Below are 12,469 nucleotides of genomic sequence, written 5' to 3'. Positions count from 1 at the left end.
ATACGGATTACAGGTCGCGGCGGCGGCCGCCCCAGGTGGCGCTGAGGCTGGCGAAGAACGCGCCGATCAGCAGGGTGATGAACAACCACAGCGCAGCGTAGGCCGTCGCCTTGCGGGCATCGTCTGCGGCCTGCTTGGCGGTGTTCTTGGCCTTCTCCAGCGCGGCACGCATGCGGGTCTGCACATCGGTTACGCGGGCCTGGGCTTCGGCCTGGCCCATGCCGGTCTCGCGGGCGATCAGGCTGGCCAGGTACTGCGTGTCGGCCGGATCCAGGCCATCACCCTGCAGGCTGTTGACGATGATGCGGTTCACTTCGGCACGCACCTCACGACGGTCCCCCGTCGGGCCATTGCCCGGCATCGGGCGCGGCGGCGGGGCCATGCGGGCATCACGCGGCCCGGCAGTTGCGGCAACCGGCGGCGGCGGTGCAGCCGGGTCCATCGGGGCATTGCCCGGGGCGGCGCCCGGTGCAGGCGGGGCCGGCGGCGCAACGGCTGCGTCCGGGCCAGGAGCAGTTGCATTACGGAAAAGCGAATCCACCCAATAGTTGAGGTCGCCTTCCGGCGCACCCGCAGCTGCCGCACCGGCACCGGCCGCGGCAACACCTGCGGTGGACGCTGCAGCACCTGCAGTGGCGCCTGCAACCTTGGCGCCGGCACCCAGCACACCACCGATGGCCGAGGTCAGCAGACCAGCGGTAAGCAGGGTGGCTACGGCCCACGACACGAAGCCATGTGCGGTATCGCGGAAGTAGGTCTCGTCACCGTGCAGTTGGGTCCACTTGGTACGCAGACGGCCGGCGATGTAGCCGCCCAGGCCGGAGGCGGCCAGTGCGGTAAAGGTCAGCCAGGCCACACTGGACCAGCCGAAGGTTTCCTTGCTGACGCCCTCGAATGACCACGGAGACACCGACGACAGGCCAAGGCCGACGCCAAGAATCAGCAGGATGAGGGAGAGTGCGGCGGCAGCGGCGGCACCGGCAAAGATGGCGCCCCAGGACACGGCGCTCTCGCTGGGCGGCGCCACGATGGGTGCGGTGACGACGGTGGCGACGTCAGGACCAAGCGGTCCGCGCTCGGGTGGGTCGAATCGGGTGTTCATGCGGTTGACGCTCCATGGCAGTGCTGCGGGTGCAGCTGGCCACAACGAGGCTGCGCGAGGGCTTGTGAAGCTGGTGAGACCTGTAAATCACGCGGTCTTGCCGCGTTGACGCCGACGGACATGGTCCGGCGCTGTCGGGCGTGCGGATCCACGCCATGCGTGGATGTTTTTTGCGCGGGCACCGAAATCGTGCGGACCAACGCTCCGCACTACCAGGGCACGGTTCCGGCGCCGAGCGTCAGTAGATCCACGCCATGCGTGGATGGTTTTGCGCGGGCCGAAATCGTGCGCACCAACGGTCCGCACCCACCAAAGCAGGGGCCGCCGGGCATGGCCCGGCGCTACCGGCTTGCGGTGGAATTGACGCGCACGGCAGTAGATCCACGCCATGCGTGGATGGTTTTGCGCGGGCCGAAATCGTGCGCACCAACGGTCCGCACCTACCAAAGCAGGAGCCGCCGGGCATGGCCCGGCGCTACCAGGCGTGGTGGACCCGCGCCGTGGGTATGGCCCGATGCCGAGCGGCAGTAGATCCACGCCATGCGTGGATGGTTTGCGCGGGCGCCGGAATCGTGCGCACCAACGGTCCGCACCTACCAAAGCAGGGGCCGCCGGGCATGGCCCGGCGCTACCGGCGTGGTGGACCCGCGCCGTGGGTATGGCCCGATGCCGAGCGGCAGTAGATCCACGCCATGCGTGGATGGTTTTGCGCGGGCGCCGAAATCGTGCGGACCAATGGTCCGCACCTACCAAAGCAGGAGCCGCCGGGCATGGCCCGGCGCTACCGGCTTGCGGTGGAATTGACGAGCACGGTAGTAGATCCACGCCATGCGTGGATGGTTTTGCGCGGGCGCCGAAATCGTGCGCACCAACGGTCCGCACCTACCAGGTTTGCTACAAAAAAACGCCCCGCGGATGCGGGGCGCTCTCAGCACAACCTACCGCAGGCGATCAGCCCTGGTAGTCGCGCACGTCGCTGCCGGTGTAGACCTGGCGCGGACGGCCGATCTTCATTTCCGGGTCGACCTGCTGTTCCAGCCAATGCGACACCCAGCCGGAGGTACGGCCCAGAGCGAACATGACGGTGAACATTTCGGTCGGGATCTGCAGCGCCTTGTAGATGATGCCGCTGTAGAAATCGACGTTCGGGTACAGCTTGCGGGCGACGAAGTACTCGTCCTGCAGCGCGGCCTGTTCCAGCTTCACGGCCACGTCCAGCAGCGGATCCTGCACGCCCAGCTGCTTGAGCACCTTGCCGGTCATCTCACCGATGACCTTGGCGCGCGGGTCGAAGTTCTTGTAGACGCGGTGGCCGAAGCCCATCAGACGGAAGCCGGAGGTCTTGTCCTTGGCCTTGACCACGGCGGACTCGACGTTGTCGGCGGTGCCGATCTCTTCCAGCATCTTCAGCACGGCTTCGTTGGCACCGCCGTGGGCCGGACCCCACAGCGCGGTGACGCCAGCGGCGACCGACGCGTACGGGTTGGCACCGGTCGAACCGACCAGGCGCACGGTCGAGGTCGAGGCGTTCTGCTCGTGGTCGGCGTGCAGGATGAACAGCAGGTCCAGCGCCTTGACCACGTCCGGGTTCAGATCGTACTGGCCATCGGCCGACTCGAAGGTCTGCTTCAGGAAGCGGCTGACGTAATCCAGCGAGGTGTCCGGCTTGTTGGCCGGCAGGCCCTTGCCGTGGCGGTAGATCAGCGCCGACAGGGTCGGCACCTTGGCGATCAGGCGAACGGCGGCCTGGCGGCGCTGTTCGGCGTCGGACAGGTCCAGCGAGGCGTGGTAGATGCCCGACAGCTGCGCGATGGCGGCGGTCAGGATGGCCATCGGGTGGGCATCCTTGGCGAAGCTGCCGATCAGGGTGTTGATCGAGTCATCGACGTTGGCTTCGGCAGCCAGCTCGTCGGTGAAGGCCTTCAGCTGCTCGGCGCTCGGGCGCTCGCCGTTGATCAGCAGGTAGGCCACTTCGACGTAGCTCGACTTTTCCGACAGCTGCTCGATGGGGTAGCCGCGGTACAGCAGCACGCCCTTGTCGCCGTCGATGTAGGTGATGGCAGACTTGCAGCTGGCCGTCGCGGTAAAGCCGGAATCGTAGGTGAAATACCCCGTTTCCTTGGTCAGCTTCGCGATGTCGACGCAGTCGTTGCCGAGGGTGGGTTTGATGACGGGCAGAACGACCGACTTATCGCCGGCGTTGAGCGTGACCTGATCAAGATCGGACACTGTGTGCGCTCCTTCATGGGAAGGCGCCTGCCCAAGCGCATTGGTCAGGCACGTGAATGACGTCCTCGGCCTGTGCCGGGGATCAGGTCATTATCGCACAGCAGCATTTGTCGGGTGCTAGACGGAAGTCGTAGACGACGGGCACGGGCAACCCTGCCTTCAAGCGGCCTTGATGGGCAAAGACGCCATCCCCTGAACGGTCTGTTCCGCCATTCCAAACGCCCGTTGGGCGGGCGCCGGACAAAAACAAACGGCCGCGCAAAGCGCGGCCGTCGGTTCGAAGCTGGATCGACGGATCAGCGCGCGTAGCGCTTCTGGAACTTGTCGATACGGCCCGAGGTGTCGATCACCTTGTGCTTGCCCGTGTAGAACGGGTGCGAAGCCGAGGAAATTTCGACCTTGACCAGCGGGTATTCATTACCGTCGGTCCAGGTGGTGGTTTCCTTGGTCGCCATGGTGGAGCGGGTCAGGATCTTGAAATCGGAAGTGACGTCTTCGAAGACGACGTCGCGGTAGTTCGGATGGATATCGGCCTTCATGGGCTCACACCGTAAATGGGCTGGTGGTCAAGAGCGGCATTATAAACACCGGTTGCCGCGCGGGGCAACCGGTGTCCGCACATCGGAATCAATTGGCGCCCAGCGCCTGCCGGACCAGGGCCTCGAAACGGGCCTGGTCGTAGGCCATCAGCAGGTCGCAGTTGTCCGGCTGGCCGGTCTGGCGGTTCCAGTCGACGATGGTGGCGCCGCGGCTGAACGTACCGTTCAGCTCCACGTTCAGCGGACGCGATTCCACCTGCAGCTGGCCTTCCGGGTTCAGCGCCCAGGCCATGGCCACCGCATCGGCGGTGTACCAGCGGCCACCCTTGGCGTCTTCGGACAGCGCGCGGGTCTTGCGCGAGATCAGCTCATAGAAGCGTGCGCGGTCGGAATCTGCCTGCAGCCACTGCTCCGCCTGCTCCAGCGGCAGGCCGTGGGCGACCGTGGCCTCCCAGTCGGACACCAGCAGGTGCTTGAACGAGGTGAACACCACATGCGCGGCTTCGGGGTCGAAGGCGATGTTGAATTCAGCGGCCGGGGTGATGTTGCCGTGGCAGGTGACGGCACCGCCCATCACCACGATGCGCTTGATGCGCTGGGGCAGGGTCGGATCCAGCTTCAGCGCCAGCGCGAGGTTGGTCAGCGGGCCAAGCATCACCAGCATCAGCTCGCCGGCGTACTGGTGCGACAGGCGCAGGATGGCCAGCGCGGCGTGCTCGGCCTCGGCCTGGCGGCTCGGCGGCGGCAGGTCGACATCGCCATAGCCGTCGCGGCCGTGCACGTGGGCAGCGTCCATCGAGGGGTGGATCAGCGGATCGGGGCTGCCAGCGAACACCGGCACGTCGGTGCGGCCGACGATGTCGCAGAGCTTGAGGGCGTTGCGGACGGTGTAGTCGAGGCCGACATTGCCGGCGGCGATGGTCAGGGCCACCACGTCGTGCCGTTCATCGGCGAAGGCCATCAGCAGGGCCAGTGCGTCGTCCACACCGGGGTCGGTGTCGATCAACAGCGGGATCTTGTGGGTCATCGTTGCCGTCTTCAGATCGGCAACGAAGTGTGGACCGGGTTGATGACCGTTGCAAGACCACCCTGTGCCGGGGGGGGGGATGAACATGAAACTGGTCGGCTGCGGCCTCTGAAGAGTCGAGCCCATGCTTGACTTACGCGCGCAGCGCGAAGGGCAGCCGAGCATGGGCTCGGCTCTACAGGTGGTGCGCGAACGGCCGCCGGGCATGGACCGGCGCTACTCGAGGGTCGGATCCCGTGCCCACCAGGCAAGGGCTCTGCCTCCTTGCGCCCGGGCCACGCGACTTGACGCGATCAACCCAAACACGCACCCACCCTCCGGTTGCACGCATTTTCGAGGTTTCAAACAATCCTCATTGAGACCACAAGGGCCGCTTGGAAATTGCGTGGCGTCCGGCAGGCGATCCGTCCGCACGTTCCATGGCGGGCGGTGCGTGGGGGCCTCGTGCCCACCGGCTTATCAGCATTGGTCACCGGTATTGCAACCACTCACCGCCCGCCACCTACGCCTGCGCGTTGGTGGCTTCCTGGCTTGTGCATGAGGATTGCCGACATGACTGCTTCCCACTATCCCCTGCTGTTCGCCACCCTGGGCGATGCCACCGCCAGCATCCCCGATGCCTTGGCGCGCACGCTGGAAGCGGCATTCGGCGGGCCAATGCATGGCCCTGGCCCGCATCGACCGCGCGGCGGCGGGCCTGACGTTGCTGCTGGAAATGCTGCACGCCGGTGAACGCCTGCGCGTGGATGGTGAAGAGGTGCAGAACGTCGGCGATGACGTGCGCGAAGGCCTGCTGCTCGCCTGCCGGGGGTTGTCTGAATATGTGGGCACGCAGTTGACGGCGGCGTAGCCCGATGCCCAGCAGATCCACGCCATGCGTGGATGATCGGTCGCGTCGTGGATGGGGTCAGAGGCCTTTGCGCAGCAAAGGGATCCGACCCCGGTGCGCGAACGGCCGCCGGGCATGGCCCGGCGCTACCGATTCGTCGTGCGCCCGGCGCCTTACGCCGAGGCGTAACGGACGGCGGTGCCGATCCAGCGGTTGACCACGCGGTCGGCCAGCGCGGGTTGCTGCGCCAGCAGGCGTTCGGCCAGATCGTGCACGCCCGGCAGCAGGCCGGCGTCGCGCGCGAGGTCGGCAATGCGGAAACCGGCCAGGCCGGTCTGGCGGGTACCCAGCAGTTCGCCGGGGCCGCGCAGTTCCAGATCCTTCTCGGCGATGACAAATCCATCGTTGGTTTCGCGCATGGTCTGCAGGCGCTCGCGTGCCATCTGCGAGAGCGGCGCCTGGTACAGCAGCACGCAGCGCGATACCGCCGAGCCACGCCCCACCCGACCGCGCAGCTGGTGCAGCTGGGCCAGGCCGAGACGCTCGGCGTTCTCGATCACCATCAGCGAGGCATTGGGTACGTCCACGCCTACTTCGATGACCGTGGTGGCCACCAGCAGGTCGATCTCGCCGGCCTTGAACGCGACCATCGTCGCCAGTTTTTCCGCGGCTTTCAGGCGGCCATGCACCAGGCCCACGCGCACGCCGGGCAGCAGTGCCTGCAGCGATTCGTAGGTGGCCTGCGCCGGGGTGGCATCCAGCTCTTCGCTTTCCTCGATGAGCGTGCAGACCCAGTACACCTGGCGCCCTTCCTGGCAAGCCAACGCGATGCGTTCGATCAGTTCGGGACGACGATCGTTGTTCAGCGCCACGGTCTGCACCGGGGTGCGGCCGGGTGGCAGTTCGTCGATGGCCGATACATCCAGGTCCGCGTATTCGGACATCGCCAGCGTGCGCGGGATGGGCGTGGCGGTCATCACCAGCTGGTGCGGCACGCTGTGCGCGCCCGCGCCCTTGTCACGCAGGGCCAGCCGCTGGTGCACGCCGAAGCGGTGCTGCTCATCGACGATGGCCAGGGCCAGGTCCTGGAACACCACCGCGTCCTGCATCAGCGCGTGGGTGCCGACCACCACCTGCGCTTCGCCGTTGGCGACCTGCTCGATTACCTTGGCGCGCGCCTTGCCGGTGACCTTGCCGGCCAGCCAGCAGACGCGCACGCCCAGCGGCTCCAGCCAGCCGCGCAGATTGTTGAGGTGCTGTTCGGCCAGCAGTTCGGTGGGTGCGGCCAACGCTACCTGCTTGCCCTGCTCCACCGCCAGCATGGCAGCCAGCGCGGCCACCACGGTCTTGCCGGAACCGACGTCACCCTGCACCAGCCGCAGCATCGGGCTGGGGCGTGCGAGGTCTTCGCGGATCTGCTTGAACACGCGTGCCTGCGCGCCGGTCAGCGCGAACGGCAGCTGCTTCAGCAGGGCCTTGGCCAGCTTGCCCGGACCTGCCAGCGGCGGCGCGTGATGCGCCTGCAACGCGATGCGCTGGCGGCGCAGGCTGAGGTGATGGGCCAGCAGTTCTTCCATCGCCAGACGCCGCTGCGCCGGATGGGTGCCTGCGGCCAGCGCGGCCAGATCGGCATCCGGTGGCGGCTGGTGCACGGTCAGCAGCGCGCTGCGCAGCGAGGGCAAACCCAGGCCACCGAGCCAGCCCGTGGGCAGCAGTTCCAGCGTACTTTCCTCGGGCAGGCGGTCCAGGGCCTGGCCGATGAGCTTGCGCAGGGTCATCGGGCCGACGCCTTCCACGGTGGGATATACCGGGTCGAGGCGGTCGCCGAGTTCGGGATCGTCGTTGCGGCCCAGCACCTGGTAGCTGGGGTGGACGATTTCCAGGCCGAGGTGGCCGGGCTTGGGCGTGCCGAAGCAGCGCAGCCGGTTGCCCACCGCGAACTGGCCGACCTGCTGCTGGCGAAAGTGGAAGAAGCGCAGCACCAGGGTGCCCCGCCCTTCGTCTTCCACCGCCACCTTCAGCATGGGCCGGTACCGCATGCCGCGTTCGACCGCGGTGACCCGCACTTCCACCTGCGCAGGCACGCCCGGGCGCAGGTCTTCGATGCGGGTCAGCCGGGTGCGGTCTTCATAGCGCAGCGGCAGGTGCAGCCACAGATCCTGCAGGGTGGCCAGGCCCCGCGCCTGCAGTTTGGCGGCCACGGCCGGGCCCACGCCGGCCAGCATCGCCAGGGATGCTTCGCCGGACGGTGACAGTACCGGGGTGACCGCCGCCTTGCGTGCCACGGGTGGGTCAGTCGATGACCATCACCGCGTCGACCTCGAAGTTGGCGCCCTTCGGCAGGCCGGAGACTTCGATGGTGGAACGGGCCGGGAACGGGGCCTGGAAGTAGTCCTGCATGACGGCGTTGACCTTGGCGAATTCGGCCAGGTCGGTCAGGTACAGGCCCAGGCGCACGACCTTGTCCAGCGAACCACCAGCGGCTTCGGCCACGGCCTTGAGGTTGTCGAAGGCGCGGCGGGCCTGCGCTTCCACGTCACCCACGCCGACGATGTCGCCGGTGGCCGGGTCCAGCGGAATCTGGCCGGAGAAGTACACGGTGTTGCCGGCGCGCACGGCCTGCGAGTACGGGCCGATGGCGGCAGGCGCGTTTTCGGTGTTGATGATCTGGCGGGACATGGTCGCTCCGGTGCGTTGGGGGAAAACAGAGCGGTGATTGTAGCAACCCGGTAGCGGGGGGGGGGGGGGGGGGGCGCGCGGCGGGGTCGGGGTGCCCGCCACGGCGGGCCCCCCCCCACCCCGCGTGTGCGCCCGCCCCGCACCCGCCCCCGCCCCCCCCCCCCCCCGACCCATCCCATGACACGCTCCACGCTGCCAGCCGCAACGCGCCTACCCACGCCCGGACACCCCGCATGCCGCCCCTGCTGAAAATCCGAACCGAGCGCGGGCAGATGTCGGCCATCGAACGCCGCATTGCCGATTTCATCCTCGACAACGCCCATCTGCTGCGCGACTACTCCTCGCAGCAGCTGGCCAGCGCGCTGGGCATCAGCCAGTCCAGCGTGGTCAAGTTCAGCCAGAAGCTGGGCTTCAAGGGCTACCCGGACCTGAAGTACTCCATCGGCCAGGACGTGGCCCGCGCCGGTGCCGACCCGCAGCAGGCGCCGGACGAACCGGACAGCGCCGATCACTACCTGCGCCTGGGCGATGCCCTGCGCCGCAGCAAGGCCCAGGCCGAGGAAGAGACCCGCCAGGCCAACCCGCGCGAGGAGATCGAACGCATCGTGCAGCTGCTGGACGGTGCGCCCAAGCTGTTCGTGTTCGGGCTGGGCGATGACGGCCTGTTCGCCCGCGAGTTCGCCATGCGGCTGTCCCTGCTCGGCCTGCTGGTGGTGCCGCACACCGATCCGGTGCTGCTGCTGGCCAACCTGTCGGCCGCACGCCCGCGCGACGCGCTGCTGGTGTTTTCCGAATACGGCAGCCTGCCGCAGCTTTCGCAGCTGTCGCGGCAGTTCCAGAACATGGGCGGCAAGGTGGTGTCGATCACCCGCCACACCGCCAATCCGCTGCGCGCGCACGCCGATGCCTCGCTGGGCGTCTGCGCCTACGACCGCACGCCGCAGGTGGCGCAGCTGCTGTACCGTAGCGCCATGCATGCCCTGCTCGACTTCCTGTTCGTGCTGCTCTGCCACGCCAATCCAGATCGCCAGCGGCAACTCGCGGTGAACCTGGAGCGGATCGACCACCTGCTGGATTCCTGACCGGAGCGCCTGCTGATGAAGCCGCTGTCCCGCCTTGTCACCGCCGCGCTGCTGCTGGCCGCGTCGCTGTCCCTCCACGCAGCGCCACTGGATGGCGCGCGGCAATTGATCGTGGTGACCAGCGAGGGCTGGGACAGCACACAGGGCCAGCTGCAGGCCTTCGTCCGCGACGGCAAGGGCTGGCGCGCGCAGGGTACGGCGTTCCCGGTGTCGCTGGGCCGCAGCGGCAGCGCCTGGGGCCTGGGCCTGCACCCGGCGCAGGGCAACGGCCCGCAGAAGCAGGAAGGTGATGGCCGCAGCCCGGCTGGCGTGTTCGCGCTGGGCGGTGCGTTCGGTTACGCCGGCACGCGCCCGGGTACCGCGATGGCCTACCAGCCGATGCTCGACAGCAGCTACTGCATGGATGTGCCGGCCTCGCCGTTCTACAACCGGATCGTCGATGCGGCCAAGGTCGGCCGCGCCGCCGTCGAAGGCTCCACCGAACCGATGCGGCTGGACCTGCACGACAAGGGCGACGTGCGCTACCAGGAAGGCTTCGTGATCGCGCACAACCCGCAGAACCAGCCCGGCAAGGGCAGCTGCATCTTCGCCCACCTGTGGCGCCAGCCCGGTGAGGTCACTGCTGGCTGTACGGCCATGCCGCAGGCGCGCATGCAGGCGCTGCTGGATTGGCTGCGGCCGCAGGACACGCCGCGCTTCGTACTGCTGCCGCGCACCGAGTACACGCGCCTGCAGGCGCAGTGGCAGCTGCCCGCACTGACCGGAGCACGGCGGTGAACGCCCAGGACGAACCGCAGCTGCAGCGCGCGGTCAGCCGCTGGCAGATCGTCGGCCTGTCGATCAACGATGTGATCGGCAGCGGCATCTACCTGCTGCCCGCCGCCACCGTCGCCCTGCTCGGCCCCTTCAGCCTGTGGGGCGTGGTCGCCGCCGGCATCGTCGTCGCGCTGCTGGTGCTGTGCTACGCGCAGGCCGCCAGCTACTTCGATGAGCCCGGCGGCAGTTACCTGTATGCGCGCGAGGCGTTCGGCCGCTTCGCCGGCTTCGAGATCGGCTGGATGATCTGGCTGACCCGCATCAGTTCGGCCGCCGCGCTCAGCAATGCGCTGGCCGATGCAGTCGCGCGCTTCTGGCCGTGGGCCGGCGCCGGCATGGGCCGCATCGCGGTGATCGTGGTATCGCTGGGCTTCCTCACCGGGGTCAACATCCTCGGCGTGCGCTCGGCGGCGCGTACCGGCATCGTGCTGGTCATCGGCAAGATGCTGCCCCTGCTGCTGTTCGTGGCCATCGGCGCGTTCTACATCGACCCGCAGCTGGCGTTCTCCGGCCAGCGCCCGGACCCGCACGACCTGCAGCGCATGGGCGAGGCCGCGCTCCTGCTGCTGTACGCCTACGCCGGTTTCGAGAACATCCCGGCCGCAGCCGGTGAATACCGCAACCCGCGACGCGACATCCCGTTCGCGCTGATCACCATGATCGTCACCGTCACCGTCATCTACGGCGCGGTGCAGCTGGTGGCGCAGGGCACGCTGGCCGGCCTGGCCAGTTCGGCCACGCCGCTGGCCGATGCCGCGGCCGGTTTCGGTGGCGAAGCCCTGGCACTGATCCTCACCGTCGGCGCGACCATCTCCATTCTCGGCACCAACAGCAACACGATGATGATGGGTCCGCGCTTCCTGTTCGCCCTGGCCCGCGATGGCTACGGCCCGAAGGTGCTGGCGCAGGTGCATCCGCGCTTCCGCACGCCGGCCGCGGCGATCTTCTGCCAGGGGCTGATCGCACTGGGGCTGGCCTTGTCCGGTTCGTTCGTGCAGCTGGCCCTGCTGTCGATGACCACACGCCTGTTCGCCTACATCGGCACGGCCGCGGCAGTGCTGGTGTTGGCCAAGCGCTACGCCGACCGGCCGGGCGCGCTGAAGCTGCCCGGTGGCCCGCTCATTCCGGTGCTGGCGCTGCTGCTGTGCGTGGCGCTGTTCGCCAGTGCCAGCTGGCAGAACATCGCCGCCGCGCTGGTCGCCTTCGTCATCGGTGCGGTGATCTACAAGTTGCCGCGCCAACCAGACCTGTAGCGCCGAGCGATGCTCGACGCTACAAACCTGATCTTCACGTAACCGGCCCGGGCCGTTAACCGGCGAATGTGCACGATCAAGCCTCGCCCTCACACGGAGCCTGACCGATGCCCGACTACCAGATTCCCGGCCGCGTGCCGGATGACAGCACCCCGCGCGATACCTTCACTGACTACTGGCGCGATCGCTATACCGCCGAGCCCTATTACGACGATACCCTGCTCTTTGACGACTACGAACCTGCCTATCGCATCGGCCACGCCGCGCGTGCGCAGGAAACGCGCGCTGACCAGATCATTCGCGCCTACGAGCAGGTCGAGGCCGAGCTGCAGGGCCGCTGGGCCAGCGAACGCGGTAAGAGCCGCCTGGAATGGGAGCAGGCCCGCGCCGCTGTGCGTCGTGGCTGGGATGACGCCCACGTGGCCGATCCCCGTCTCGTTCGCGGCAGCTGATTACTGCCTCGGTTGATCGTGTAGAGCCGAGCCCATGCTCGGCTGCTTCGGCCCTCGAACTCGGAGCATCCACGCATGGCGTGGATCTACCGGCACCGCCAGGCTGTAGAGCCGAGCCCCTACTCGGCTGCTTCGGCGCTCGGATTCGGAGCATCCACGCATGGCGTGGATCTACTGGCACCGCCAGGCTGTAGAGCCGAGCCCATGCTCGGCTGCTTCGGCGCTCGGATTCGGAGCATCCACGCATGGCGTGGATCTACCGGCACCGCCACGCTGTAGAGCCGAGCCCATGCTCGGCTGCTTCGGCGCTCGGATTCAGAGCATCCACGCATGGCGTGGATCTACCGGCGCCGCCACGCTGTAGAGCCGAGCCCATGCTCGGCTGCTTCGGCGCTCGGATTCAGAGCATCCACGCATGGCGTGGATCTACCGGCACCGCCACGCTGTAGAGCCGAGCCCAT

Annotated in this window: 10 protein-coding genes and 1 pseudogene; 5 read left to right on the top strand and 6 right to left on the bottom strand. The window is 67.9% G+C overall.

Annotation, left to right across the window (positions count from 1 at the left end; translation table 11 throughout):
• Positions 1–7: 7 nt before the first annotated feature.
• From AC1VXD_RS11065 to AC1VXD_RS11050, 4 genes are all read right to left on the bottom strand, one after another.
• On the bottom strand, positions 8–1,102 hold the full coding sequence (locus tag AC1VXD_RS11065; protein ID WP_482992067.1) for a hypothetical protein: 1,095 nt from the start codon (positions 1,100–1,102) through the stop codon (positions 8–10).
• A 951-nt stretch (positions 1,103–2,053) separates the two neighbouring features.
• A complete protein-coding gene (locus AC1VXD_RS11060; RefSeq protein WP_108750971.1) occupies positions 2,054–3,331 on the bottom strand; it encodes a citrate synthase in 1,278 nt (425 codons plus the stop codon).
• Positions 3,332–3,627: 296 nt separating this feature from the next.
• Positions 3,628–3,870 (bottom strand): type B 50S ribosomal protein L31, encoded by a 243-nt coding sequence (locus tag AC1VXD_RS11055; protein ID WP_079223041.1) that lies wholly within the window; start codon positions 3,868–3,870, stop codon positions 3,628–3,630.
• Positions 3,871–3,958: 88 nt separating this feature from the next.
• Positions 3,959–4,897 carry a nucleoside hydrolase gene (locus tag AC1VXD_RS11050; protein WP_108769863.1) on the bottom strand — a complete coding sequence of 313 codons (939 nt, stop codon included), beginning with the start codon at positions 4,895–4,897 and terminating at the stop codon, positions 3,959–3,961.
• Positions 4,898–5,449: 552 nt separating this feature from the next.
• Here AC1VXD_RS11050 and AC1VXD_RS11045 point away from each other — a divergent pair.
• A pseudogene (locus tag AC1VXD_RS11045) lies at positions 5,450–5,747 on the top strand (hypothetical protein).
• Between the two features lie 152 nt (positions 5,748–5,899).
• Here the strand turns inward: AC1VXD_RS11045 and recG are convergent.
• The gene (gene recG / locus AC1VXD_RS11040; protein ID WP_482992066.1) at positions 5,900–8,011 is read right to left on the bottom strand and encodes an ATP-dependent DNA helicase RecG; all 2,112 of its coding nucleotides are present in this window, start codon (positions 8,009–8,011) and stop codon (positions 5,900–5,902) included.
• A gap of 7 nt (positions 8,012–8,018) precedes the next feature.
• Positions 8,019–8,405 carry a RidA family protein gene (locus AC1VXD_RS11035; RefSeq protein WP_145479312.1) on the bottom strand — a complete coding sequence of 129 codons (387 nt, stop codon included), beginning with the start codon at positions 8,403–8,405 and terminating at the stop codon, positions 8,019–8,021.
• A gap of 233 nt (positions 8,406–8,638) precedes the next feature.
• Here AC1VXD_RS11035 and AC1VXD_RS11030 point away from each other — a divergent pair, with 233 nt between their 5' ends.
• The 4 genes from AC1VXD_RS11030 to AC1VXD_RS11015 all read left to right on the top strand — a co-directional run bounded on the left by AC1VXD_RS11030 (position 8,639) and on the right by AC1VXD_RS11015 (position 12,008).
• On the top strand, positions 8,639–9,487 hold the full coding sequence (locus AC1VXD_RS11030) for a MurR/RpiR family transcriptional regulator (RefSeq protein WP_482992065.1): 849 nt from the start codon (positions 8,639–8,641) through the stop codon (positions 9,485–9,487).
• Positions 9,488–9,502: 15 nt separating this feature from the next.
• Positions 9,503–10,264, top strand: coding sequence for a L,D-transpeptidase family protein (locus AC1VXD_RS11025; RefSeq protein WP_482992064.1), 762 nt, complete (start codon positions 9,503–9,505; stop codon positions 10,262–10,264).
• Positions 10,261–11,556 (top strand): APC family permease, encoded by a 1,296-nt coding sequence (locus tag AC1VXD_RS11020; protein WP_482992063.1) that lies wholly within the window; start codon positions 10,261–10,263, stop codon positions 11,554–11,556. The genes AC1VXD_RS11025 and AC1VXD_RS11020 overlap by 4 nt, the downstream gene beginning before the upstream one ends.
• Before the next feature lie 107 nt (positions 11,557–11,663).
• Positions 11,664–12,008 (top strand): hypothetical protein, encoded by a 345-nt coding sequence (locus AC1VXD_RS11015; RefSeq protein WP_482992062.1) that lies wholly within the window; start codon positions 11,664–11,666, stop codon positions 12,006–12,008.
• Positions 12,009–12,469: the final 461 nt, after the last annotated feature.

It is taken from the genome of Stenotrophomonas sp. STEN054, from assembly GCF_056854535.1.
Note: the sequence above shows the minus strand (reverse complement) of the source record. Positions and strands in the feature narration are given on the sequence as shown.

What these genes read in the sequence shown, in the direction of transcription:
- AC1VXD_RS11065 (WP_482992067.1), bottom strand. Translation starts at nt 1,102, where the DNA reads ATGAACACCCGATTCGACCCACCCGAGCGCGGACCGCTTGGTCCTGAC.
- AC1VXD_RS11055 (WP_079223041.1), bottom strand. Translation starts at nt 3,870, where the DNA reads ATGAAGGCCGATATCCATCCGAACTACCGCGACGTCGTCTTCGAAGAC.
- AC1VXD_RS11050 (WP_108769863.1), bottom strand. Translation starts at nt 4,897, where the DNA reads ATGACCCACAAGATCCCGCTGTTGATCGACACCGACCCCGGTGTGGAC.
- AC1VXD_RS11035 (WP_145479312.1), bottom strand. Translation starts at nt 8,405, where the DNA reads ATGTCCCGCCAGATCATCAACACCGAAAACGCGCCTGCCGCCATCGGC.
- AC1VXD_RS11030 (WP_482992065.1), top strand. Translation starts at nt 8,639, where the DNA reads ATGCCGCCCCTGCTGAAAATCCGAACCGAGCGCGGGCAGATGTCGGCC.
- AC1VXD_RS11025 (WP_482992064.1), top strand. Translation starts at nt 9,503, where the DNA reads ATGAAGCCGCTGTCCCGCCTTGTCACCGCCGCGCTGCTGCTGGCCGCG.
- AC1VXD_RS11015 (WP_482992062.1), top strand. Translation starts at nt 11,664, where the DNA reads ATGCCCGACTACCAGATTCCCGGCCGCGTGCCGGATGACAGCACCCCG.